We start from the raw sequence: 23,692 nt of genomic DNA, 5'->3' as shown, positions 1-23,692 counted from the left end.
GTCCGGCGTCGCGTCAGTAGCGGGCGAACGAGCGGATCGGCGCGCGGGGGCCGTACTTTGGGGCCTGGATGCCGGCGGCCTCCAGCAGCAGACACACCCGACCCCGGTGGCCCCGGAACGGCTCCAGCAGGGCCACCATCCGGGCGTCGTCGCCCCTCGGTTCGCCGGCGAGCGCCCAGGCGACAGTGTTCGGGATGTGGAAGTCGCCGACGCTCACCGCGTCCGGATCCCCGTACGCGATCCGGACCACCTCGGCGGCCGTCCACGGCCCGATGCCCCCGATGGCGGTCAGCCGACGGGTGGCGTCGGCGGCGTCGGCGCTGCGCTCCAACCGGTCGGCGAGCGCGGCGGCGCGCCGCAGCGTGTCCGCCCGGCGCTGCTCGACCCCGAACGGGTGGAACACCCAGTACGGGGTGGCGGCCACCGCGGCGGCCTCGGGTGGCAGGAGCAGCGGCTGCAACGGACCCGGTGCCGGTTCCCGGAAGTGCCGCACGGTCGCCGAGTAGGCCCGGTACGCCTCCTTGCCGGTGACCTTCTGCTCGAAGATCGCGCGCAGCAGCCGGGGGAAGACCTGCCCGGTCGTCGGCATCCGTAGCCCCCGGTGCTCGCGGGCCAGCCGGGCGACCAGGGGATGTGCTGCGGCCAGTTCGGCGAAGCCGGTCAGGTCGTCACGCAGACCGGCGATCGCGTCGGCGCGGTCCAGGACGTGCGCGGCACCCGGCCCGTAGGCCTCCGCGAGCAACTCCCCACCGGTGGACCGCAGGGCGAGGGTCGCCGGGCCGTCGGGGGTGCGGGTGGCCCACCAGAAGGTGCCGGCGGCGACCCGGGCGCACGGGTCGTACGGGCTGAACATGAGCGCCCGCACCGAGGCTGCCAGCCGGTATCCGACCGGGGGGCGAAACACCCTGGTCGCGGCGGGTTCGGTAGCGGTCACCCGCCCACTCTGCCACGTGCCGGACGGGACGTCGGCACCACCGGTATGCCGACGTCCCGCGGACGACCGGTGGCCGGCCGCGCCCTCCCCGGCGACGACCGACCACCGTGACTCGTGGTGTGGGTTCTAGTACGAGTAGCCCGAACCCCCGGCGTCGTTCGCGCCGCTGTCCGACGGCGGGGCGACCGGCTTCGGGGTGGAGGTGGGCAGGCAGCTCAGGTTCTTCTTGCCGTCCGGCTGGACCACGAACCAGGTGCCACCGACGGCCTGGCCCTTCCACTGGCCGGGCTTCTTGTCGCCGATGTAGCGGTACACGGGCCAGCCGCCGATGGTGATCTGACGGGTGCCGTCCTGGCGGGTCACGCTGCTGACCTTGTCGTCGGAGACGCCGGTGAGCTGCGGGTTGCCGTCGGTCAGCGCCGGGGGCCACACCTCGGCGCACTTGTCGACGCAGTTCGACGACGGCGGGTCGGCGGTGTCCTTGTCGAAGCGGTAGAGGATCCAGCCGTCCTCGTCGGTGACCACCTTGCCCATCCGGGCGACGCTCTTGCCGATCAACTTCTCGGTCAGTTCGACGTTCGCGGGCGGCGCGTCGGCGGCCGGCGCCTCCACGGACGCCGACGCCTCCGGAACGACCGACGCGGTGGGCTCGGCCGCGGCGACGGCGACCGGCTCGACCGCGCTCGAGTTCGCGGGGTCGTAACCTGCGGGAGCGCAGGCCGTAAGTGCGACCATCGCGCTCGCGACGATGACGGACCGCTTCATCTGTGCCACGTGCCCTCCTCATTCTTGGCAGTTCACCCATAGGTACGGGATCTGGGCTGTCAAGGTTGAAGAAGTAACAGTGGTCAATTTCACTATCTTTGATTGAACCGAATCGGAGGGAAATCCGTACGCCCCTGCACGGGGGTCTCCCCACAACGACAGATCGGCACCGGTCATTGTGATAATGACCGGTGCCGATGCGGTACGCGAACTTACATGGACACGGTGACCAGCGGACTCGCCACCCCGTTGGGGTCAACCGACTGCACCTGGAGTTGCTTGATGTCGGCCACCACAGCAGACGTCGAGGCGCTCAACTCAAGACCCTGCGGGCGGGCATTGGTGCCGTAGCCACCCTCCGGAACGGACCAGGTCGAAATCACCTCAGGGTCGGCGTTCTTGCGCAGCACCACCAACCGGCAGGTGCGCGGGCCGGGCAACTTCCGCAGGCTGAAATTGATCCGCGTGCCGTACTCCCGCTTCACCAGGAAGACGGTCGTCTGGACACCCGTCGTCGGGTCCGTCGCGTCGAGCTGGTCACCCTCCTCCTCGGTGCCACCCACACCCGGCCCACTCGGCGGACCCGTCGGCCCACCCGTCTGCGGGTCGCTCGGCGCACTCGGCGTCGAATCGGCGAGCACCCCCGGCGCCGGATCGTTGCCCGTCACGCTGACGAACCCGTACCCGGTCAGACCGCCGAAGACCACCACCGCGGCGGCGGTCGCCAACATCTGGCGGAACCGGGTACGCCGACGGTCGGCCCGGACCGCGCCCAACGTCCGGTTCAACAACGCCGGGTCGGTGGCGGTCTGCTCCATCGCCATCATCGTCTCGCCGTCGATGTCGGAGAGCAGCCCCACCACCGGAACCATCGTCTCCAGCTCCGCCGCGCACGCCCAGCAGGTAGCGAGATGCTCCTCGAACCGCTCGGTGTCCTGCTCGTCGAGCACACCGAGCGCGTACGCCGCGACGTCCATGTGGTCCGGCCGGCTCATTCTGTCACCCCCCGCTCCTGCAGAGCCGTACGCAGCGCGCGCAGCGCGTAGTAGACCCTCGACTTGGCCGTGCCGAGCGGGAGCCCCAACTCCTCGGCGGCCTCCGGCACCGTCCGCCCCCGGAAGTACGTCGAGATCAGGATCTCCCGGTGCGACTGACTGAGCGTACGCAGGGCATCCGCCACGGTCATGGTGCGGAGCACCCGGTCGGTGCTGTCCGCCTCGGCGAACGCGGTGAGGTCCCGGTCGTACGTCTCCGGCGGCCGGGCCTCCTGGCTGCGGTGCTCGTCGATGGCGATCCGTCGGGCCACCGTGACGAGCCACGGTCGCAACGAGCCCTGCCCCTGGGTGCCCAGGCGGTGCGCGTTGCGCCAGGCCCGCAGCAGCGTCTCCTGGACGATGTCCTCCGCGCGCTGCCGGTCCCCCCCGGTGAGACGCATGACGAACATCAGTAGTGGACCAGCGTGCTCCGCGTAGAGCAGCTTGATCAGTTGGTCGGAATGGCTGGCCTCGGTTGTCGTCGCCTGATGGCGTCCGGGCGCCGGTCGCGGCGTCACCGGACCATTCTGGCGAGACGTCGCTCGCGCGTCGACCCCCCGGGCAGACGAGGTCGGCCGCGACGAGGACCGCGCCGACAGCCAGTCAGCGCGTACCGCGTCACCATGCCAGCCGGCCGCCACCGCATGCATGCAGACCTCCGGGGTTTTCCGTCACCAACGTCGGCCCATGAGGCGGGCCGCCCGGTGGTACGCACCGCCGCCCCGAACGGATCAACGAACCCGGAAAAAAATTCTGCGCCGCTGTCGGAGCGCACAGTCAGCGCGCGGCAGACGGTCAGCGGCGCACCGAGAACAGCCCCGGTGGCGGCGGATCGGAGCCCGTCGCGTCGGCGTCCCGGACGACCTGCGCGCCGCCGGCGAAGCGGTCCAACTCGTCGCCGGCCACCACCCGACCCGGGAACCAGTCGCCGGCGGCGCGCCGGGTCAGCTCCGGCACCGGCGGGGTGGTCCGCCCGGCGACCAGCACCAGGTTGCCGTACCGTCGGCCACGCAGCACCGCCGCGTCGCCCACCAGACAGGCCTGCGGCAACACCGAGCGGACCGTGGCGACCTGCCCGCGCGCGTGCCGCAGCGGCGGGCCGTCGGCAAGGTTCGCCAAATACCAACCCGCGGGGCGGAGCACCCGGGCCACCTCCGCCGCGTACTCCACCGACGTGAGATGAGCCGGGGTACGCGCACCCGCGAACACGTCGGCGACCACCACGTCGAAGCTGGCGTCCCGGGTGGACGCCAACACGGCCCGGGCGTCCTGCACCCGGACCCGCAGCCGCCCGTCGGACGGCCACGGCAACGCCCGACGCACCAACTCCACCAGCGCGCCGTCCACCTCGGACACCCGCTGGGTCGATCCGGGCCGGGTGGCGGACACGTACCGGGGCAGGGTCAGCGCCCCGCCGCCCAGGTGCAACACCCGCAACGGCTCACCGGCCGGCGCGATCAGATCCACCGCGGCGGCCAGCCGCCGGACGTACTCGAACTCCAGGTGGGTGGGATCGGTCAGGTCCACGTGCGACTGGGGCGCACCGTCCAGCAGCAGCGTCCACGAACCCGCCCGGTCCGGGTCCGGAACGAGCTCCGCCTGCCCGGTGTCCACCTGCTCGACCACGCGGTCAGCCGCCCGTTTACGTCCCATCGCGACAGGTACCCGTCTACCGTGCCGCGCGGGCCGCGGCGGTCAACGCGCGGTGCAACAGTCGGGAGTCGCCGAGCAGGGCACGCAACCGTCGTTCCAGACCGGCGATCGGGATCAGGTTCTGTGGAGCCCGCGGATCCTTGTACGGCGTGGAGGCGAACCGCGGCAGGGTGACCAGCGACAGGTCGGCCAGCTCGATCGCCGCCTCGACCGGCAGGTCGGCCGAGCACTCCACCCGCACGATGCCCGCCCACGGCGCGCCGATCGCCACCGGCAGCCGCAAATACCACGACCAGCCACCCCAGGCGGTGCCGAGCCGGAACACCGGCGAGCGCTCACCCGACGCCAGCCCGACCACCACCGCCGTCAGCCGCGCGTCGAGGTACTGGCTGTGCTGGGTCTTGATGTAACCCAACGTGCGCGGCAACTGCCGACGACTCCGCAACGGGCCGTCCACCACCAGCAGGTCACCGTCGACCCGGGCGGCGTCGGACACCGCCACCTCCAACGCCGTCAGCGGACCCTGCACCGCCGCCGGCAACTTGCCCAGCTCCCCGGTGCCACCCACCCGGTGCACCGGATAGCGGATCGCACCCGCCACCACGTCCTGCGCCGACGGGCTCGCGGTGAACAGACCCCGACCGACCCGGGTACCGGCCAACTGCGCCGCCCCCCGACCCAGGTCGCACCGCACCACCCCGGCCGCGTACGAGGCGGCCAGCCCGGGGAACGACCCGCCGTCCTCCTCCGCAGTCCAGATGCTCGCGTCGATCCGGCGAACCCCGTCGACCAGCAGCACCACGTCGGGCGCGCGGACCCCCTGGCGTAGCCCGATCGCCCGCCAGTCCACAGCGGGCAGCTCTGCGTCCACGTCGACCTGGGCGCTGCTCGGCGCGGCAGGCCCGGAGGCGGACGCCTCGAACGACGCCCCGTACGCCGGATCCCACGAGTCGACGAAGAACGCGGCGTCGCTCACCGGGCTGGTCTTTCGTTCGCGACTGCGGGGCTCCGCTGCGCTGCACTCCTCGCGCTCACCGGGCTGGTCTTTCGTTCGCGACTGCGGGGCTCCGCTGCGCTGCACTCCTCGCGCTCACCGGCCCGTCCGCTCTATGCGCGACGAGCGGGCGTCCTTGCGTACCTCGAAGCGGACCGGAATCCGCTCGGCCAGCGCCGGCACGTGGGTGACCACACCGACCATCCGGTCACCCCGCGCGGCCAGGTTCTCCAGGGTGGCGGCCACCGTGTCCAGGGTGGCCGCGTCGAGCGTGCCGAAGCCCTCGTCCAGGACGATCGACTCCAGACTCGCCGCCGTCGTCGACATCCCGGCGAGCTGCTCGGAGAGCGCCAACGCCAACGCCAACGACGCCTGGAACGTCTCACCGCCGGACAGGGTGCGCACGCCCCGGCGCAACCCGGCGTCGTGGTGGTCGACCACGAGGAACTCGCCCTTGTCGTGCACCAGCTCGTACTGGCCGGACGACAGCTCCCGCAGGATCCCCGACGCGCCGTCGACGAGCAGGTCCAACGCCTCCGCCAGCAACCAGCGCTCGAAGTTGTTGGCCCGCAGGTGCCCGGCCAGCGCACGGGCCACCTGCGCCTCGCGCTCGTGCACGGACCGCTGCTCGCGCAGCGCCCCGGCCTGCTCACGGCGCTCGCGCAGCCGTCGCCGGTCGGCGTCGGCCCGCTCGACGGCGACCGTCGCGGCGTGCACCGGATCGTCACCGACCGGCACGTCGACGGCTGCGAACCTGGCCGCGATGTCGCGCTGCACGGCATCGGCCGCGGCTTCGGCCTCGGTCACCGCCACCGCCCGACCGGCCCGATCCGCGCGGCGGCGGTCCGCCTCGGTGGTCGCCCAACCGGTCAGCGCCCCCCACGCGGCGGCCACGTCCTCCCGATCGGTCGCCGGCGGGCCGAACCGGGCCAATCCGTCCCGGGAGGTGTCGAAGGCCCGCCACGCCGCCCGTAACCGCTCCTCGGCGGCGTCCACCCCCGCCCGCGCCTGGCGCGCGGCCTCACGGCCGGCCCGAACCGCTGTCGCCGCCTCCTCCAACGCTTCCCGCAACCGGGCGTGCTCGGCCAACTCCCGACGCAACACGGCCGGCTCCGCCGCGCCGTCGAGCTGACCGTCCAGCTCGGCCAACCGGGCGTCCACCTGCTCCTGGCGGGCCCGCGCCTGCACCAGCAGCCGCTCCAGGTCACGCGCTGCCGCGTCGCGCTGCTGCACCGTCGCCTGCGCCGCCTTGGTCGCGGCCCGCGCCGCCTTGCCCGCCGCCGTCGCGGCCGCCACCGCCGAGTCGGCCGGCACGTCCGGCACCCGCGTCACCGGCTGCTCGCAGACCGGGCAGGGCGCGTCGGCGTGCAGGTGCACCCGCAAGCTGACCGCCAGGTCGGTGGCCTTGGCCTCCTCGTGCGCCCGGAACGCCGCCTCCAACTCGGCGTCGGCCCGCTCGGCCGCCACCCGGGCCTCGGCCAGCGCGGCCACCGCCGTGGCGTGCTCGTCGTTCGCCGCGCCCACCGCCGCGCGGACCGTGGCCGCTTCGCCGGACAACCGGTCCCGATCGTCGTACGCCCGCAGGAGCAGCCGCGCCGCGCTCTCGTCGCCGACGCCGGCCAGCTCCCCGCGCAGCTTCTCCTCCCGCTCCTCGGCCAACGACACGGCGGTCGCCGCCGCCTCGGCCTCCGCCCGCGCCGCGGTGACCGTGCGTGCCACCTCGGCCACCCCGCCCGGCGCGCGTACCCCGGTCAGCACCCGCAGCTCGTCGTCGAGGGCGGTGAGCGCCGCCGCCGCCTCCCGCGCGGTGGCCCGAGCGGCCGTCAGCTCCGGCACCGCCGCCGTCACCGCCGCCGCCAGCTCTGCCATCTGCTCGACCCGGGCCTCGGCCTCGGCCAACGCCTCGTCGTCCACTCCGGTGAGCCCGGCGAGCACCTGGTCGACCGCGTCGAGCTTGGCGTCCGCCTGCGTGGCCCGCGCCGTCGCCCGCTTCTGCACGTCCTCGTAGACGCCCAGGCCCAGCAGGTTGACCAGGATCTGCTGCCGCGTCGCAGGCTTCGCGTGCAGGAAATCAGCGAACTGCCCCTGCGGCAGCACCACGCAGCTGGTGAACTGCTCGTACGGCAGCCCCACCGCGTCCAGCACCGCCTGCTCCATCTCGGCGGGGGTGCCCGCCACCACCTCACCGAGGTCGTCCGGGCTCAGCCCGGTGTCCAGCTTGGTGACGTCGAAGCCCGCCGGCATCACCTGCAACCCGGCGTTCGCGGTCTTGACGTTGCCCCGGCCGTCCCGGCGGACCACCCGGGTCGCGACGTAGCGGGCCCCACCGGACTCGAAGACCAACCGCACCCGCGCCTCGGTCGCCGACGGGGCGAGGGCGTTGGCCAACCCCCGTGCGCCACCCCAGCGGGGCACCATGCCGTAGAGCGCGAAGCAGATCGCGTCCAACACCGTGGACTTGCCCGAGCCGGTCGGGCCGATCAGGGCGAAGAAGTCGGCGTCCGTGAAGTCGACTGTCGTCTCGTCCCGGAAGACCGTGAAGCCGGCCATGTCCAAGCGCATCGGACGCATCAGTGCTCGACCTCCTCGAAGAGCTCGTCGAAGAGTTCCTGGACGCCCTCGTCGGCGTGACCCCGGCTGTCCAGATAGTCGGCGAACAACTCCCGGGGCGAACGCCCCGACCGCTGCGCGATGCGGGCGCCGCTGCCCGGCGCGGCCAACAGCTCCGGGTCGATCCGGATCTCCAGCGCCCGGGGCAGCAACTCCTGCACCTCCTCGCGCAGGCCGGCGCGGGGTTGCTCCCGCACGTACACCCGCAGCCAGGCGTCCGGTGCCTCGATCTCGGCGAGCTGGGCCAGGGTGCCCCGCACCGTCCGCAGCGCGCTCGCCGCGGTCACCGGCACCTCCCGCACCCGGGCGGCGGTGCTGGCCGTCACCTCGACGATCGTCACCGACGGGACGTTCTCCTGCTCGCCGAAGTCGACAGCGAGGGGGCTGCCGCTGTAGCGCACCGGGCACGGGCCGATCACCCGCTGCGCCCGGTGCAGGTGGCCCAACGCCACGTAGTGCGCCGTCGCCGGGAAGACGGTGGCCGGCACGGCGTAGCCCAGCACCGTGTGCGCGTCGCGTTCGCCGCCACCGGTGGACGCGCCCGTCACCGTCAGGTGCGCGGTGACCAGGTGCACCCGGTCCGGTTCGGTGAAACCCTCGGTCAGTCGCCCCAGCACCCGGCCCAGGTGGTCGGCGTACGTCTGGTTGGTCTCCGCAGCGGTCAGCTCGTACATCTCCAGCGCGCGCACCGCGTACCGCTGGGACAGGAACGGCAGCGCGGCCAGCCGCCACCGCTCGCCGCCGGCGGTGGTGCCGTCGATGACGTGCTCGTCCGGGTTTTCCCGCACCCCGCCGCGCAGCGTGATGCCGGCGGCCTCGGCCCACGGGCGCAGCGCGTCCAACGCCGGACCGTTGTCGTGGTTGCCGCCGATCGCCACCACGTCCGCGCCGGTGCGGCGCAGCGCCGTCAACGCCCGGGTGACCAGCCGGGTCGCCTCCGAGGTGGGCGCGGCGGTGTCGTAGAGGTCACCGGCGACGATCACCAGATCCGGCTGCTCGGCACGGGCGATGTCGATCACCCCGGCCAGCACGGCCTTGTGCTCCTCGGCCCGGGACTGCCCCTTGAGCACCTTTCCCACGTGCCAGTCGGAGGTGTGCAGGATCTTCATGGCTGTGCTGGCCCCCAGCTAGAACGGGATGTCGTCGTCGGAGCTGCCGCCGCCGGAGCCCACCACGGCGAACGGGTCGGCGGACTGGGTGATCGAGCGCAGCGTCTCCGACGGCGCCCGACCCGCCTCGGAGACCCGGGTCGCCCAGGCCGGGAACGGGAACTCCAGGCAGAGCGGCACCGGGATGTCCGGCTGGTTGACGAACATGGTGCCCGGCTTGGCCAGCAGCGCCCGCTGCCGCTGGGCGGGCGGGAGGAAACCGTACTCCGGGCGGGACGCCTCGGCCGGGTCGAGCCGGCCGACCACCCGGATCGCCGAGTTCGTGACGATCCGCCGTTCCACCTCGCTCGCCGTCTGCTGCGCGCCGATCAGGATCACCCCGAGCGAGCGGCCCCGCTCGGCGATGTCGAGCAGCACCTCCTTGATGGGGGAGGAGCCCTCCCGGGGGGCGTACTTGTTGAGCTCGTCCAGCACGACGAAGAGCAGCGGCTTCGCGGTGCCGGCCTTCTCCTTGCGCTCGAACTCGCTCTTCAACGTCACACCGACCACGAACCGCTGCGCCCGGTCCGGAAGGTTGTGCAGGTCGACCACTGTGACCTGCGCCGACTCGCTGGTGTTGATCGAGTGCGGGCGGCGGGTCGCCAGGTCGCCACGGATCAGCCGGGCCAGGTCCTTCTTACTGCCGATCAGCCGCCGGGCGAACGCGTTGACGGTGCCCAGACCGACCGCGCTGCCCGCCCAGTCGGAGCGGGTCTCGTCATCGTTGAGCGCCTCGACGATGTGGTCCACCAGATCGCCGTAGGAGCCGAGCCGGACCCCGTCGATGCTCACCCCGCCGTCGGCCGGCTGGGCGTAGCGGGCCAGGTGCGCCGCCACCGAGTGCACCACCATCGTGTACTGCTGGCGTTCGTCGTCGGCATCGGCGAAGACGTACGGCAGCAGACGGTCGGTGCAGAACTCGGCGAGCGTCCAGTAGAAGCTGTCCACCCCGGTGAGCCGGCTGCTCACGTCGGGAGTGCCCGACGAGTCGCCGGGGCGCGGCGGGGCGTACACCCGCACGTCGGGGAACGCGCCGGCGCTCAGACCCAGCTTGGCGTACGCCGCGCGGGTGGGCTCGTCCAGGCGGGTGTTGGGGTGGTCGAGGAAGAGCAGGTCCTCGCCCTTGACGTTGAAGATCAGCGCCTTGGCGTTGACCGCGTCGCCCCCCAGCACGCCGGAGCGGAACACCGAGTAGAGCAGGAAGGTGGCGAAGCTGGTCTTGGTCGCCACACCGGAGATGCCGGAGATGGAGACGTGCGCGCCCCGGCTGCCGTCGAGGAAGTCGGCGTTGAGGTAGACCGGGACGCCGTCGCGGCCCATCCCCATCGGGATGCGCCGCTCCATCCGGTCGAAGTGCAGCGCGCGTGCCCGGGCGTCACCCTCGGCCCGGTGCACCACCATGCCCGGCGTCGGCGGAACGTACAGCTCCGGGTCGACGCGCGTGGTGGTGATCTCCGCCGCCTCCTGCACCTGCGCCGGCAGCGTGCCGTCGGCGATGGCGAAGACGTCCGAGTCGAACTGGGCGCCCTCGTGCCGGGCACGGACCTGGGTGACCACCCCGGCGATCGTCACCGGCTCCCGGTCCGGCAGCTCCCGGCGGGTCACCACCACGTCGTCGAGCTGGAGGTAGCTGCCGGGCGCCACGGCCGTCCAGAACTGCAGCGGGGTGGCGTCGGCGGTGCCCAGCACCCGCCCGACCGCCTCGCCAGGGCTGTCGAGGTCGGCGTCGGTCATCGGGCGACTCGGCTCGCTCGGTCGGGAAGCATGCTGTGCATCCTGCCCGAGGAGTACGACAGGTCGCCACGCGACGCGGCGGACGACACCATGCGCCGTCACACCCGCGACAGTGGGTGTGCGACCGGGCGACGGCCCGTTACGGGCGGGCGTGGCGCAGCATCAGGACGCCGTCGTCGGCGGCGAGCACGTGGCGCAGCGGCAGGTGCCGGGGCGGGGCGGTGTCGCCGGCGGTGATCCGGCCCGGTCCGGGACCGGCGAGCAGGGGCGAGACGGTCAGGCACAACTCGTCCACCAGGTCGGCGGCGGTGAGTGCGCCGAACAGGTGCGGGCCGCCCTCGCAGAGCAGTTGGGTGAGCCCGCGCCCGTGCAGCGCGGCCAGGCCGGCGGCCAGGTCGACCCGGTCGGTGCCGCAGCGCAGCAGGTCGGCCACGTCGGTGAGGCCGGGCGGCGGGTCGGCGTCGGCGTGGGTGAGCACGATCGGGCGGGTCGGCGCGTCGGCGAAGGCGGCCTGCGCCGGGTCCAGGTCGAGGGAGCCGGAGACGACCACGAGTGTCGGGTACTCCGCGAGCCCGTTGGCCCGACGCCAGGCGCGGCGGGTCTCGTTGAGGCGGACCGCCCGGTACGCCTCGTGGCGGAGTGTGCCGGCGGCCACGACGAGGGCGTCGCAGACCATCCGCAGCAGGCCGAACACCCGCTTGTCCGGCTCCCCGGAGAGCCCGGCGGAGTAGCCGTCCACGGTGACCGCGCCGTCCAGGCTGGAGACGAAGTTGACCCGCAGTCGGGGCTGGTCGTCGCGGCCGTAGAGGGCGGTCAACGCGGTGTCGTCGAGTGGCTGTGCCGACGGCTCGGGCCAGAGCCGTCGGATCGGAATTCCGACGGTCATTCGCCGGCCGGACCGGTGACCGGAGGGGTCGGTTCTTCGGTACGGTGCTGACAGTCGCACCAGTTCCGGCCCGGGCAGTCGTCGTGTCGCCGGGCCCGGCACGCGCGGCAGATCATGCTCGCAGCCTAAGCCGCGGGAGGGCAGGACAGCATGCCGCGTCAGATCTTCCAGCTGAAGATGTCCCTGGCCAGCGTCCGCCCATCGGTGTGGCGGCGGGTCCTCGTGCCGGCCGGCTACACGCTGGACCGGCTGCACCGGGTGGTGCAGCATGCGATGGGGTGGCGGGACTGCCACCTGCACTCGTTCGAGATCGACGCCGTGCAGTACGGCGAGCCCGACCCGGACGGCGAGTTGGGGCTGCACGACGAGTTGGACGCGCGGTTGGACGCGGTGCTCGGCAAGGGCAGCCGGTTCTCCTACACCTACGACTTCGGTGACTGGTGGGAGCACGACCTGGTCGTGGAGGACGCGTTGACCGTCGACCCCGACGAGCGGTACCCGGTCTGTCTGGCCGGGGAGCGGGCCTGCCCGCCGGAGGGCATCGGTGGGCCGCTGGGTTACCGCGCGCTGTTGGTGGCCCTGGACGATCAGGCCGCGCCGGCCGATCTCGCCGACCCCCGGCTGGCGTTGCTGCGCGACTGGGCGGGCGCCGCCTTCGACCCGTCCCACTTCGACCCGGACCGGGCGACCACCCTCCTCCGCCGCTTCTGCTGACCTGGCCCCCGGCGCCGGCTGGCGCCCGTCCGCCCTGTCGATCAAGAGATTTGCGTCAGCGGCACGGCGATTTCTGACCGAAATCTCTTGATCACCTTGGGTCAACGGGGTGGTCGGAGGGGGTGTGGGCTGGGGCGGAAGGGGATGGCGGGGCCTGCGGTAACGATCTGGGAACGCTCCCATCGCCCTATTGACACTCCCGTTACCCGGCGGCAATCTCATGGGAGCGCTCCCGAGGTGGCATGGGTCACTCACGCATCCCCGGCCTGGCGCGATGAGACACCCCCACCACAACCACCCAGCCTCACCACCGGAAAGAGGGGTCAGCGAATGAGTGTCACCACGCGGCGTACCCGCCTGGCGGCCGCTGCCCTGGCCGCGACCACCGCAATCGGCGGTCTCGCGGCCTGCGGCAAGGACGACGACAAGCCGGCTGCCGGCGAGAAGCCGACCAAGTTGGTCGTCGACACCTTCAGCGAGTTCGGCTACGACGAGCTCGTCAAGCAGTACGAGAAGGAAACCGGCATCAAGATCGAGCTGCGCAAGACCGCACAGCTCAGCGAGTACCGGCCGAAGCTGGTCCGCTACCTGGCCACCGGCAAGGGCGCGGCGGACGTCACCGCCCTGGAAGAGGGCATCCTCAACGAGTTCAAGACCAACCCGCGCAACTGGGCTGACCTCAACCCGCTGATCGCCGACCACTCGAAGGAATACCTGCCCTGGAAGTGGGAGCTCGGCAAGTCGCCCGACGGCCGGCTGATCGGCCTGCCGACCGACGTCGGCAGCCTCGGCGTCTGCTACCGCAAGGACCTGTTCCAGGCGGCCGGCCTGCCCACCGAGCGCGACCAGGTGTCGGCGCTCTGGTCGGACTGGAAGGGCTTCCACGAGGCCGGTCGGAAGTACAAGCAGGCCACCGGCAAGGCGTTCGTCGACTCGATCACCGCCGTCTCCAACGGCGTGTTGTTCCAGGGCAACGGTGATCTGTTCTACGACAAGGAGAACAACATCATCGCGGACACCAGCCCCGCGGTGAAGAACGCCTGGGACACCGCCACCTCGATGGCGGACATCTCCGCCAAGGCGCAGACCTGGTCGCCGGAGTGGTCGGGTGGCTTCAAGCAGGGCACCTTCGCGGTCACCTTCTGCCCGTCCTGGATGCTCGGCATCGTCTCGGACAACTCCGGTCCGGCGAACAAGGGCAAGTGGGACGTCGCGTCCGTGCCGGGTGGCGGCGGTAACTGGGGCGGCTCCTGGCTCGCGGTTCCCGAGCAGAGCAAGTACCCGAAGGAGGCGGCGAAGCTCGCCGAGTTCCTCACCAACGCCAAGAGCCAGGTGGAGGCCTTCAAGCTCAAGGGCCCGCTGCCGACCAACCTGGAGGCGCTGAAGAACGAGGCGTTCATCGGCTACACCAACGAGTACTTCAGCAACGCGCCGACCGGCAAGATCTTCGGTGAGAGCGTCGCCAAGATCCAGCCGACCCACCTGGGCCCGAAGCACCAGGCGGTGAAGGAGAACGCGTTCGAGCCGGCGATGCGGGCGTTCGAGAACGGCCAGCTCGACAAGGCGAAGGCCTGGGAGCAGTTCACGAAGGACGCAAAGACTCAGGGTGCCTTCTGAGTGATTCCCTGCCGGTGGCGTTCGGGGCTTCCCGGACGCCACCGGCCGGTCCCCTCCGCGTAGCGCCCTGCGCGAGGGCCCCCGGGCCTCGCCGGAAAAGGAAATTCGTATGAGCCTGTCGGCCACGACGGCACCGCCGTCGCCAGCAGCACCGCCTTCTCGCGACGTCTCTTCCCGACGTAACCGGGGAAGGCTATTCAACCGTCTCGACGTCAAGTACTCGCCGTACCTCTACATCGCCCCGTTCTTCCTGATCTTCGGCGTGTTCGGGTTGTACCCGATGGTGCGTACCGCCTGGATGTCCCTGCACGACTGGGACATGATCGGCGACCACTCGTTCATCGGCCTCGACAACTACACCCGGCTGGTGAACGACGAGTACTTCTGGAACGCGCTGGTCAACACGTTCGGCATCTTCGCCCTGTCGACCATCCCGCAGCTGTTGCTCGCCCTCTTCCTGGCGAACCTGCTCAACCGGACCTTCCTGCGCGCCAAGACCTTCTTCCGGATGGCCATCTTCGTGCCGAACGTGGTGTCGGTGGCCGCGGTCGCGATCGTCTTCGGAATGCTGTTCCAGCGCGAGTTCGGCCTCTTCAACTGGCTGCTCAGCCTCGTCGGCGTCGACGCCGTCGACTGGGACGGACAGCGGTGGAGCTCCTGGTTCGCCATCTCCTCGATGGTCAACTGGCGGTGGACCGGGTACAACACCCTGATCCTGCTCGCCGGCATGCAGGCGATCCCGAAGGACCTCTACGAGGCCGCGGAGATCGACGGCGCGAGCCCGTGGCGGCAGTTCTGGCAGATCACCCTGCCCATGCTCAAGCCCACCTTCATCTTCGTGGTCATCCTGTCCACGATCGGCGGCATGCAGCTCTTCACCGAGCCCCTGCTCTTCGCCAACGGCAACATCCTCGGCGGCAACCAGCGGGAGTTCCAGACGCTGGCCATGTACATGTACGAGATGGGCATCGAAAACCTGAACACCGCCGGCTACGGGGCCGCGGTCGCCTGGGCGATCTTCATGATCATCGTCGTGGTGTCGCTGTTCAACTTCCTACTCGTCCGCCGTTCGGCGAAGTGAGGAGCGAGCGATGACTTCGGCTTCCCGGCGCCTGTGGCGCACCAGCCCGCTGACCTACGTGGCGCTCGTCCTGGCGGCGCTGCTCTCGATCTACCCGTTCTACTACATGATCGTGATCGGCACCCGCAGCCTGGACTCGATCAACGACGTGCCGCCGCCGTCCACCCCCGGCGGAGCGTTCGGTGACAACTTCCAGCGGGTGCTCGACAACGACGCCGCCAACTTCTTCACCGGCATGATGAACTCGATCATCGTCTCCTCGGTGGTCACCGTCTCGGTGGTGCTCACCGGTTCGCTGGCCGGGTTCGCCTTCGCCAAGCTGCGGTTCCGGGGCAGCAACGGCCTCCTGCTGGCGATCATCATCACCATGATGATCCCGACCCAGATGGGGCTCATCCCGCTCTGGAGCATGATGCAGGACCTGGGGTGGTACGACACCCTCTACGCGGTCACCGTGCCGTTCCTGGTCAGCGCCTTCGGCGTGTTCATGATGCGGCAGTACGCCAGCCAGGCGATCTCCGACGAGCTGATCGAGGCCGGTCGGGTCGACGGGGCCAGCACGTTCCGGATCTACTGGAACATCGTGCTGCCCGCGCTGCGCCCCGCCGCCGGCGTTCTCGGTCTGCTGACCTTCATGGAGACCTGGAACTCGTTCCTCTGGCCGTACGCCGTCCTCACCCCGGAGAACCCGACCCTGCAGGTCTCGCTCTCCTTCCTCTCGTACGCCTACTACACCGACTACTCCCAGGTGTTCGCCGCCACGGCGATCGGCACCATCCCCCTGGTCATCGTGTTTCTCGTGTTCGGCCGCCAGATCATCGGCGGGATCATGGAAGGTGCCGTCAAGTCGTGAGCAACCCCGCCAGCCCGCCCGCCGTCGACGTCCTCGACGAACGCACCGGGCTGACCTTCCCACCCGGATTCCTGTGGGGAGCCGCGACCGCGGCATACCAGATCGAGGGGGCGGCGGCCGAGGACGGCCGTACCCCGTCGATCTGGGACACCTTCAGCCACACCGACGGTCGCGTCGTCGCCGGGCACACCGGCGACGTCGCGTGCGACCACTACCACCGGCTCGGCGGCGACGTCGCGCTGATGGCCGAGTTGGGCCTCAAGTCGTACCGTTTCTCGGTCTCCTGGTCCCGGGTGCAGCCCGGCGGCGTCGGCGCGGCCAACCCGAAGGGGTTGGACTTCTACCGGCGACTCGTCGACGAGCTGCTGGCCAACGGCATCGAGCCGTGGCTGACCCTCTACCACTGGGACCTGCCGCAGCCGCTGGAGGACGCCGGCGGCTGGCCGGCCCGGGACACCGCGGCCCGCTTCGCCGACTACACCACCCTGATGGCCGACGCGCTCGGTGACCGGGTGCGCTACTGGACCACGCTGAACGAGCCGTGGTGCTCGGCGTTCCTCGGCTACGGGTCCGGCGTGCACGCGCCGGGCCGCACCGACGGGGCGGACGCGGTTCGTGCCGGGCACCACCTGATGCTCGGTCACGGCCTGGCCGTGCAGGCGTTGCGGGCGGCCCGTCCGGCCGCCGAGGTCGGCGTGACGGTCAACCTCTACCCGGTCGACCCGGCCACCGACGCCCCCGCCGACGTGGACGCGGCGCGGCGCATCGACGGGCTGGCCAACCGGTTCTTCCTGGACCCGCTGCTGCGCGGGTCGTACCCGGAGGACCTGGTGGCCGACCTCGCCACGGTGACCGACTTCGACCACGTGCGGGACGGCGACCTGGCGACCATCTCCGCGCCGCTGGACCTGGTCGGGGTCAACTACTACAGCCGGCACGTGGTGGCCGCGGCGGTCGAGGGCGACCCGGTCGACCCGTCCCCGTCGTGCTGGCCGGGCAGCGAGGACGTCCGGTTCGTCACCCGGGGCGTCCCGGTCACCGACATGGGGTGGGAGATCGACGCCCCGGGCCTGCGCGAGACCCTGCGTCGGGTGCACGGCTACACCGACCTGCCGCTGTACGTCACCGAGAACGGCTCCGCGTTCGTCGACTCGGTGGTCGACGGGGAGGTCGACGACGTCGACCGGCTGGCCTACTTCGACGCGCACCTGCGCGCCGCGCACGAAGCGATCGACGACGGAGTGCCTCTGCGGGGATACTTCGCCTGGTCGTTGATGGATAATTTCGAGTGGGCCTGGGGTTACACCAAGCGGTTCGGCATGATCCACGTCGACTACGACAGCCAGGTTCGCATCCCCAAGTCCAGCGCCAAGTGGTACGCCTCGGTGATCCGGCGCAACGGTCTGGCCGCACAATAGGCTCGGGCCAGCCATCAGGACGGGTCCCGGCGTCCACCTCCCGCAGGTGGCGCCGGGTCCGCCCGCCGTCGGAGGAGCACACCATGACAACGCAGCGCACCCGGTCGCTCGGGCGCCCGACCCTCGACGCGGTCGCGGCGCGTGCCGGCGTCGGCCGGGGCACGGTCTCCCGCGTCGTCAACGGCTCGCCCCAGGTCAGCCCGGAGGCCCGGGCCGCGGTCCAACAGGCCATCGCCGAGCTGGGGTACGTGCCGAACCGGGCCGCCCGCGCGCTCGTCACCCAGCGCACCGACTCCGTCGCGCTGGTGGTGTCCGAGTCCGGTGAGCGGGTCTTCACCGAACCGTTCTTCGCCTCGATCGTGCGGGGGATCAGCTCCGGGCTGCTGGAGACGCCGATGCAGCTCTGGCTGGCCATGGCGCAGTCGCCGGTGGAGCGGGAGCGGGTCGAGCACCACCTGACCAACCAGCACGTCGACGGCGTACTGCTGCTGTCGCTGCACGACTCCGACCCGCTGCCGACGTTGCTGGAGGAGCGTGGACTGCCCGCCGTGCTCGGTGGTCGGCCCGCCCGGATGTTGCAGCCGGGCGCACAACCGGCGTGGTTCGTCGACGTGGACAACGTTGGCGGGGCCCGGCAGGCGGTCGAATACCTCACCGGGCTGGGGCGACGGCGCATCGCCACCATCGCCGGCCCGCAGGACATGGGTGCCGGCCTGGCCCGCCTGGCCGGCTACACCGAGGCGGTGAAGGCCACCGGGGTCGGGGTCAACCCGGACCTGATCGCGTACGGGGACTTCAGCGAGGGCAGCGGCACGGCCTGCATGCGCCGACTGCTGGACGTCTGCCCGGACCTGGACGCGGTCTTCGTCGCGTCCGACCTGATGGCGTTCGGCGCGCTGCGGACCCTGCGCGAGGCCGGCCGGCGCGTGCCCGAGGACGTCGCGGTGATCGGCTTCGACGACGCGACGATCGCCCTGCAGGCGGACCCGCCGCTGACCACCGTCTTCCAGCCGGTGGAGGAGATGGGCCGGCAGATGGCACGTCTGCTGGTCGCCCGGATCCGCGGCGAGGAGCTACCCACCTCGCACATCCTCCTGGACACCCAGCTGGTCCACCGGGCCTCCGCCTGACCCCCACCGCCCGGGTGGGGGCCGGTCAGGAGGTCCAGCGGCGGAGTTCGCGCTTGGCCAGGGAGTTGCGGTGGACCTCGTCGGGGCCGTCGGCCAGGCGCAGGGTTCGGGTCTGCGCCCAGAGGGCGGCCAGCGGGGTGTCCTGGCTGACGCCGGCGCCGCCGTACCCCTGGATGGCCTTGTCGATCACCCACTCCGCCATCGCCGGGGTGCCGATCTTGATGGCCTGGATCTCGGTGTGTGCGCCCTTGTTGCCGACGGTGTCCATCAGCCAGGCCGTCTTGAGCACCAGCAACCGGGCCTGCTCGATGCGCACCCGCGACTCGGCGATCCACTCCCGGACCACGCCCTGCTCGGCGAGCGGCCGCCCGAACGCGACCCGGTCGAGCGCCCGCTTGCAGAGCAGTTCGAGGGCCCGTTCGGCCATTCCGATCAACCGCATGCAGTGGTGGATCCGGCCCGGACCGAGCCGGGCCTGGGCGATGGCGAAGCCGGTGCCCTCGGCGCCGATCAGGTTCTCCGCGGGCACCCGCACGTCGGTGAAGTCGATCTCGGCGTGCCCGCCGTGCGAGCCGTCGGTGTAGCCGAAGACGGTCATGCCCCGGCGGACGACGACACCCGGTGTGTCCCGGGGGACCAGCACCATGCTCTGCTGGCGGTGCCGGTCGGCCGACGGGTCGGTCTTGCCCATCACGATGAAGATCTCGCAGCGCGGGTCCATCGCGCCCGACGACCACCACTTGCGCCCGTTGATCACGTACTCGTCGCCGTCACGGGTGATCCGGGTGGAGATGTTGGTGGCGTCGGAGGACGCAACGTCCGGCTCGGTCATGCAGAACGCGGAGCGGATCTCACCCTCCAGCAGAGGCATCAGCCACCGCTGCTGCTGCGCCTCCGAGCCGAACTCGGCCAGTAGCTCCATGTTGCCGGTGTCCGGTGCCGCGCAGTTGACGGCCTCCGGGGCCAGGTGCGGGCTGCGCCCGGTCAGCTCGGCCAGCGGCGCGTACTGCAGGTTGGTCAGGCCGGCGCCGTAGCGCGGGTCGGGCAGGAACAGGTTCCACAGGCCCCGCTTGCGGGCCTCCACCTTCAGCTCCGCCAACACCGGGGTACGCGACCACGGGTCACCCGCCGCCACCTGCTCGGCGTGCACGGCCTCGGCCGGGTAGACGTGCTCGGTCAGGAACCGGGTCAGCTCGTCGCGCAGTTCCTCTGTCCGGCTGTCGTATGAGAAGTCCATCACCGCTCCCTGGCGGCGGTCAGCCCGTGCGCGACCAGCGGTGCCACCATTTCGCCGATCCGGTCGAAGCCCTCGCCGAGCGTCTGCCCGAGCGTGTGCCGGTAGTGGATGCCCTCGCAGATGACCGCGAGTTTGAAACAGCCCAACGCCACGTGCCAGTGCAGTGGGCCGACGTCGACGTCGCTGCGCCCGGCGTACCTGTCGATCAGTTCGGTGCCGGTGGGGAAGCCGGCGCGTGGCCCGAGCCCGTCGGCGACCGGGTTGCCCTCGGCGGTCTCGCTGCCGCCCAGCACGTCCCAGTAGGTCAGCAACAGCCCCAGGTCGGCGAGGGGGTCGCCGAGGGTGGCCATCTCCCAGTCGAGCACCGCGTGCACGGCCACCGGGTCGGCCGAGGCGAGGAGGTTGTCCAGCCGGTAGTCGCCGTGCACGATCCGGCCGGCGTTCGCGCCCTCCGGGGCGGTCGCCGCGAGCAGGTCCCGCAGCTCGTCGATGCCGGGCAGGGGGCGGCTGCGGGAGCGGTCGAGCTGCCCGGCCCAGCGGCGGACCTGCCGCGCCAGGTAGCCCTCCGGGCGGCCGAAGTCGCTCAACCCGACAGCGGACGGCTCGACGCTGTGCAGCGCGGCGAGGGTGTCCATCATCGCCATGGCGAGGGCCCGGCGGCTCTCGTCGCCCAGCGGGTCGGTCTGGGCGCGGGTGCGGAACACCTCGCCGGGCACCCGTTCCATCAGGTAGAACGGCGCCCCGATCACCTCCGGGTCGGCGCAGAGCAGCAGCGCGCCGGGGACCGGCACCTCGGTGGGGGCCAGCGCCGAGATGACCCGGAACTCGCGGGCCATGTCGTGCGCGGTGGCCAGCACGTGCCCCAGCGGGGGACGGCGCAGCACGACCTCGCGGTCGCCGAGGCGCAGCAGGTAGGTGAGGTTGGACTTGCCGCCTGCGATCAGGTGGGCCCGCAGCGGCTCGACGGCCAGCTCGGGACGGTGCTCCGCCAGGTAGTCACGGAGTCGGTCCAGGGACAGCCCGGCGGGGGAGGGGGGATCGGCCTCCGGCCGGGACACATCGACGGCCGGATCGCTCATCCGACTAGTTGATGGCAGGCCGTTCATGTTGTCAAGGTCAGGTCGAACCACCAACGCCCACAATCCCCACCTTTCCGACAATCCCCTGGATATCGTCTTGAGGGCGGGCAGTGGAGACGGTCTTCGGAGCGATGGAGGTCAATCGTGGCGACGTCGAGCAGGGGCACCACGACTGTCGGCGAGCTGTTGCTCAGCCGGCTCTACGACCTCGGGGTGCGCCATGTGTTCGGGTTGCCCGGGGACTACAACATGGATTTCCTCGACCAGATCGAGGCGTTCGACGGGATCGAGTGGGTCGGCAGTTGCAACGAGCTCAACGCCGGCTACAGCGCCGACGGATACGCCCGCCTCGGCGGCGTGGCCGCGATCCTCACCACGTTCGGTCCCGGTGAGCTGTCGGCTGTCAACGCGCTGGCCGGGGCCATGGCGGAGTCTGTGCCGATCGTCTCGATCGTCGGCGGTCCGACCGAGGAGATCATGCGGCAGCGCACCTCCATGCACCACTCGCTCGCCGACGGCGACTTCGAGCACTGGGTACGGGTGGCGCGCGAGGTGACCGTCGCCCAGACGTCGCTGACCCCGCAGAACGCCCTGGTGGAGGTCGACCGGGTGCTCACCGAGTGCTGGTCGCAGCAGCGTCCGGTCTACGTCCGGATGCCCGGCGACGTGGCCCACGCCGAGGTCGCCGAGCCGGCGCGACAGTTCGCCCGCCCCGAGCCGGTCGTCTCGCCCGGGCAGCTCGACGCCTTCGCCAGCGCCGCCCGGCGGCTGCTCGCCGGCGCCGAGCGGCCCGCCATGCTCGTGGGGAACCTGCCGATCCGCTTCCACCTCGGCGCCGCCGTCACCGCCCTGGCGACCGAACGGAACTGGCCGGTCGCCGCGCAGTCGCTGGGACGGGGGCTGCTCGACGAGTCCGACCCCCACTACGTGGGCGCCTACAACGGCGGTGACAGCGTCGACGAGGTCCGTGCGGTGGTGGAGGGCGCGGACGCCCTCGTCTGCGTCGGGACCACGTTCTTCGACTGGGACGGCCTGTTCACCGCCGACATCGCTGTGGACCGGGTCATCAGCCTGCACGCGACGCCGCCGTCGTCGCCGGCACGCGTTTCGCCCCGGTCGCCCTGCCGGCGGCGCTGCGCTGCCTGCACGAGATCGCCCCGAACCGTACGGCGGAGTGGTCACGTGCGGCGCTGCTGGCCGCCGAGCCGCCCGCACTCGACCCGTCGAGCGACGAGCCGATCCGGCAGGAACGGCTCTGGCCGGCGATCCAGCGGATGCTGCGCGAGGGGGACATCTTCGTCCCGGAGACCGGCACCCCGTCCTTCGGCGCGGCGACGATGCGCCTGCCCGCCGACGTCACGGTCGTGTGGCCGCCCATCTGGGGCTCGATCGGCTACGCCACCCCGGCCGCCTTCGGAGCCGGGGTGGCGGCACCGGATCGGCGGACGGTGCTGGTGACCGGCGACGGATCGCTGCAACTGACAGTGCAGGAGATCAGCCGGATGCTCGCCACGAACCAACGTCCGATCATCATCGTGGTCAACAACGGCGGCTACACCGTCGAACGGGCTGTCGACGGGCGGCACCAGCCGTACAACGACATCGACAACTGGCGGTACACCGAACTGCCGGCGGTGTTCGGGCGGGACAAGGGCTTCACCGCCCACGTCGCCCGTACCGAGGGCGAACTCGCCGCCATCCTGGCCGGCATCGACGGCCCTCCGGCCCAGTTGACAGTCATCGAGGTGGAGACCGACCCGCTGGACCTGCCCACCGGCATGCCGCAGTGGGGTCGGGAGACCTCTGCCGCGGACTACCACGCGCAGCTCGCCTCCACGCCGGTCCTGCCGCTGGGCGGGTTGCCCTGAGCGTCGCCGTCCGGCCCCGCCCCGTAACCAGCCGCCGAAATTTCCGCTCGGGACATGGCCCTGCAACAGGGACGAAATGGTCAACGACCAGGCTGGGTCCAGCCTGCCGGCCGTCTTTCGGCCGGCCCGCCGAGCGGAGGGACAGACATGTTGCTGCGAGTTCGGGTCACCCTGCCGGACCGTCCGGGCACGCTCGGCCAGGTCGCCCGCACGTTGGGCGTCTCCGGCGCGGACATCGTCCAGGTGGTGGTCCTCGAACGTCTCGGCGGGCGCGCGGTGGACGACTTCACGGTGGTCTGGCCGGGCGCGGCCCGGGTGGAGCGACTGCTGGCCGGCCTGGCGGCGATTCCCGGGGTGCGGGTGGACGGTGTGTGGCGGGCGATCGGCGCGCCCACCACCACCGGCCAGGACGCGGAGCTGCTGGCGCAGGTCGCGGCCAACCCCGCCGACGGGCTCGCGACCCTGGTCGACGCCGTGCCCGGGCTGCTGGCAGCCGACTGGGCCGTCGCCGCCGTGGTGCCCGTCGACTGGGCCTCGCGGACCGGCGGTGGCGGGGCGACGGTGGGGCACGCGAGCTGGCGTACCCCGGTGCCGTTGCGGTTGCCGGAGGTGACCCCGCTGCGCGGTCGGTCGATGACCACGCCCGACGGCACCCACCACGCAATCGCGCCGTTCGGCCGGGCGGGACTGGTGCTGGTCGTGGCCCGCGAACGCACCGAGACCCTCTCCGCCGCCGCGTTCCACAGCACCGAGGTGGACCGGCTCACGCAGCTCGTCCGGGCCAGCACGGTCATCCTCGGTGACCGGCTCGACCTGGTCGGGGCGCCCCCGGTGGTCGCCGGCCCCTGAACGGCCCGAGGAGTTCCCGGCTCGACACCGCCGGGCAACCGCGCGGCAACAGGCGGGGGTGAGGCTCGTACCGGGGAGAGGAGCCAAC

The 23,692-nt window shown here is 71.6% G+C and carries 19 protein-coding genes and 1 pseudogene; 8 read left to right on the top strand and 12 right to left on the bottom strand.

What is annotated here, in order from left to right:
- Positions 1 to 13 precede the first annotated feature (13 nt).
- From GA0070612_RS29080 to GA0070612_RS29035, 10 genes are all read right to left on the bottom strand, one after another.
- The gene (locus tag GA0070612_RS29080; RefSeq protein WP_088990820.1) at positions 14 to 934 is read right to left on the bottom strand and encodes a DNA-3-methyladenine glycosylase family protein; all 921 of its coding nucleotides are present in this window, start codon (positions 932 to 934) and stop codon (positions 14 to 16) included.
- A 126-nt stretch (positions 935 to 1,060) separates the two neighbouring features.
- Positions 1,061 to 1,708 carry a hypothetical protein gene (locus GA0070612_RS29075; RefSeq protein WP_088990819.1) on the bottom strand — a complete coding sequence of 216 codons (648 nt, stop codon included), beginning with the start codon at positions 1,706 to 1,708 and terminating at the stop codon, positions 1,061 to 1,063.
- 203 nt (positions 1,709 to 1,911) lie between these two features.
- On the bottom strand, positions 1,912 to 2,694 hold the full coding sequence (locus GA0070612_RS29070) for an anti-sigma factor family protein (protein ID WP_088990818.1): 783 nt from the start codon (positions 2,692 to 2,694) through the stop codon (positions 1,912 to 1,914).
- Positions 2,691 to 3,383 carry a sigma-70 family RNA polymerase sigma factor gene (locus GA0070612_RS29065; protein WP_088990817.1) on the bottom strand — a complete coding sequence of 231 codons (693 nt, stop codon included), beginning with the start codon at positions 3,381 to 3,383 and terminating at the stop codon, positions 2,691 to 2,693. The genes GA0070612_RS29070 and GA0070612_RS29065 overlap by 4 nt, the downstream gene beginning before the upstream one ends.
- 145 nt (positions 3,384 to 3,528) lie before the next feature.
- Positions 3,529 to 4,386: a spermidine synthase gene (locus GA0070612_RS29060; RefSeq protein ID WP_088990816.1), complete on the bottom strand. Its 858-nt coding sequence runs from the start codon at positions 4,384 to 4,386 to the stop codon at positions 3,529 to 3,531.
- A gap of 16 nt (positions 4,387 to 4,402) precedes the next feature.
- Complete coding sequence (locus GA0070612_RS29055) at positions 4,403 to 5,362, bottom strand: hypothetical protein (protein ID WP_088990815.1); 960 nt, start codon at positions 5,360 to 5,362, stop codon at positions 4,403 to 4,405.
- A gap of 114 nt (positions 5,363 to 5,476) precedes the next feature.
- Positions 5,477 to 7,951, bottom strand: a complete 2,475-nt coding sequence (locus tag GA0070612_RS29050) for an AAA family ATPase (RefSeq protein WP_088990814.1) — start codon at positions 7,949 to 7,951, stop codon at positions 5,477 to 5,479.
- On the bottom strand, positions 7,951 to 9,099 hold the full coding sequence (locus GA0070612_RS29045; protein ID WP_088990813.1) for an exonuclease SbcCD subunit D: 1,149 nt from the start codon (positions 9,097 to 9,099) through the stop codon (positions 7,951 to 7,953). The genes GA0070612_RS29050 and GA0070612_RS29045 overlap by 1 nt, the downstream gene beginning before the upstream one ends.
- Positions 9,100 to 9,117: 18 nt before the next feature.
- Positions 9,118 to 10,872: an ATP-binding protein gene (locus GA0070612_RS29040; RefSeq protein ID WP_088990812.1), complete on the bottom strand. Its 1,755-nt coding sequence runs from the start codon at positions 10,870 to 10,872 to the stop codon at positions 9,118 to 9,120.
- Positions 10,873 to 11,011: 139 nt separating this feature from the next.
- Positions 11,012 to 11,758 (bottom strand): pyrimidine reductase family protein, encoded by a 747-nt coding sequence (locus GA0070612_RS29035; RefSeq protein WP_088990811.1) that lies wholly within the window; start codon positions 11,756 to 11,758, stop codon positions 11,012 to 11,014.
- Between the two features lie 150 nt (positions 11,759 to 11,908).
- Here GA0070612_RS29035 and GA0070612_RS29030 point away from each other — a divergent pair, with 150 nt between their 5' ends.
- From GA0070612_RS29030 to GA0070612_RS29005, 6 genes are all read left to right on the top strand, one after another.
- Positions 11,909 to 12,472, top strand: coding sequence for a plasmid pRiA4b ORF-3 family protein (locus tag GA0070612_RS29030; RefSeq protein WP_088990810.1), 564 nt, complete (start codon positions 11,909 to 11,911; stop codon positions 12,470 to 12,472).
- A 330-nt stretch (positions 12,473 to 12,802) separates the two neighbouring features.
- Positions 12,803 to 14,089, top strand: a complete 1,287-nt coding sequence (locus GA0070612_RS29025; protein WP_088990809.1) for an ABC transporter substrate-binding protein — start codon at positions 12,803 to 12,805, stop codon at positions 14,087 to 14,089.
- Positions 14,090 to 14,198: 109 nt separating this feature from the next.
- Positions 14,199 to 15,170 carry a carbohydrate ABC transporter permease gene (locus tag GA0070612_RS29020; protein WP_088990808.1) on the top strand — a complete coding sequence of 324 codons (972 nt, stop codon included), beginning with the start codon at positions 14,199 to 14,201 and terminating at the stop codon, positions 15,168 to 15,170.
- 10 nt (positions 15,171 to 15,180) lie between these two features.
- Positions 15,181 to 16,023, top strand: coding sequence for a carbohydrate ABC transporter permease (locus tag GA0070612_RS29015; RefSeq protein ID WP_088990807.1), 843 nt, complete (start codon positions 15,181 to 15,183; stop codon positions 16,021 to 16,023).
- A complete protein-coding gene (locus tag GA0070612_RS29010; RefSeq protein ID WP_088990806.1) occupies positions 16,020 to 17,441 on the top strand; it encodes a GH1 family beta-glucosidase in 1,422 nt (473 codons plus the stop codon). Before GA0070612_RS29015 ends, GA0070612_RS29010 begins: the two co-directional genes overlap by 4 nt.
- Positions 17,442 to 17,524: 83 nt before the next feature.
- Positions 17,525 to 18,571, top strand: coding sequence for a LacI family DNA-binding transcriptional regulator (locus tag GA0070612_RS29005; protein WP_088990805.1), 1,047 nt, complete (start codon positions 17,525 to 17,527; stop codon positions 18,569 to 18,571).
- 25 nt (positions 18,572 to 18,596) lie between these two features.
- On the opposite strand, the gene GA0070612_RS29000 is transcribed toward GA0070612_RS29005, so the two are convergent.
- Positions 18,597 to 19,808 (bottom strand): acyl-CoA dehydrogenase family protein, encoded by a 1,212-nt coding sequence (locus tag GA0070612_RS29000; RefSeq protein ID WP_088990804.1) that lies wholly within the window; start codon positions 19,806 to 19,808, stop codon positions 18,597 to 18,599.
- Positions 19,808 to 20,887 (bottom strand): phosphotransferase family protein, encoded by a 1,080-nt coding sequence (locus tag GA0070612_RS28995; RefSeq protein ID WP_088990803.1) that lies wholly within the window; start codon positions 20,885 to 20,887, stop codon positions 19,808 to 19,810. Before GA0070612_RS28995 ends, GA0070612_RS29000 begins: the two co-directional genes overlap by 1 nt.
- Positions 20,888 to 21,031: 144 nt before the next feature.
- On the opposite strand from GA0070612_RS28995, the pseudogene GA0070612_RS28990 reads away from it, so the two are divergent.
- Together GA0070612_RS28990 and GA0070612_RS28985 are read left to right on the top strand one after the other, a co-directional pair.
- Positions 21,032 to 22,755, top strand: a pseudogene (locus tag GA0070612_RS28990) (alpha-keto acid decarboxylase family protein).
- Positions 22,756 to 22,902: 147 nt separating this feature from the next.
- Entirely contained in the window at positions 22,903 to 23,604 is a 702-nt protein-coding gene (locus GA0070612_RS28985) for an ACT domain-containing protein (RefSeq protein ID WP_088990802.1), read from the top strand.
- The last annotated feature ends 88 nt before the right edge of the window (positions 23,605 to 23,692 follow it).

The organism is Micromonospora chokoriensis (assembly GCF_900091505.1).
Taxonomy (GTDB): domain Bacteria; phylum Actinomycetota; class Actinomycetes; order Mycobacteriales; family Micromonosporaceae; genus Micromonospora; species Micromonospora chokoriensis.
This window is presented reverse-complemented; position numbering and strand designations above follow the sequence as displayed.

Bases quoted from the DNA above. Each gene is read 5' to 3' on its own strand.
- GA0070612_RS29005 (WP_088990805.1), top strand. From the start codon at position 17,525: ATGACAACGCAGCGCACCCGGTCGCTCGGGCGCCCGACCCTCGACGCG.
- GA0070612_RS29040 (WP_088990812.1), bottom strand. From the start codon at position 10,872: ATGACCGACGCCGACCTCGACAGCCCTGGCGAGGCGGTCGGGCGGGTG.
- GA0070612_RS29045 (WP_088990813.1), bottom strand. From the start codon at position 9,099: ATGAAGATCCTGCACACCTCCGACTGGCACGTGGGAAAGGTGCTCAAG.
- GA0070612_RS29000 (WP_088990804.1), bottom strand. From the start codon at position 19,808: ATGGACTTCTCATACGACAGCCGGACAGAGGAACTGCGCGACGAGCTG.
- GA0070612_RS29070 (WP_088990818.1), bottom strand. From the start codon at position 2,694: ATGAGCCGGCCGGACCACATGGACGTCGCGGCGTACGCGCTCGGTGTG.
- GA0070612_RS29050 (WP_088990814.1), bottom strand. From the start codon at position 7,951: ATGCGTCCGATGCGCTTGGACATGGCCGGCTTCACGGTCTTCCGGGAC.
- GA0070612_RS29015 (WP_088990807.1), top strand. From the start codon at position 15,181: ATGACTTCGGCTTCCCGGCGCCTGTGGCGCACCAGCCCGCTGACCTAC.
- GA0070612_RS28995 (WP_088990803.1), bottom strand. From the start codon at position 20,887: ATGAGCGATCCGGCCGTCGATGTGTCCCGGCCGGAGGCCGATCCCCCC.
- GA0070612_RS29020 (WP_088990808.1), top strand. From the start codon at position 14,199: ATGAGCCTGTCGGCCACGACGGCACCGCCGTCGCCAGCAGCACCGCCT.
- GA0070612_RS29025 (WP_088990809.1), top strand. From the start codon at position 12,803: ATGAGTGTCACCACGCGGCGTACCCGCCTGGCGGCCGCTGCCCTGGCC.
- GA0070612_RS29060 (WP_088990816.1), bottom strand. From the start codon at position 4,386: ATGGGACGTAAACGGGCGGCTGACCGCGTGGTCGAGCAGGTGGACACC.
- GA0070612_RS29065 (WP_088990817.1), bottom strand. From the start codon at position 3,383: ATGCATGCGGTGGCGGCCGGCTGGCATGGTGACGCGGTACGCGCTGAC.
- GA0070612_RS29035 (WP_088990811.1), bottom strand. From the start codon at position 11,758: ATGACCGTCGGAATTCCGATCCGACGGCTCTGGCCCGAGCCGTCGGCA.
- GA0070612_RS29030 (WP_088990810.1), top strand. From the start codon at position 11,909: ATGCCGCGTCAGATCTTCCAGCTGAAGATGTCCCTGGCCAGCGTCCGC.
- GA0070612_RS28985 (WP_088990802.1), top strand. From the start codon at position 22,903: ATGTTGCTGCGAGTTCGGGTCACCCTGCCGGACCGTCCGGGCACGCTC.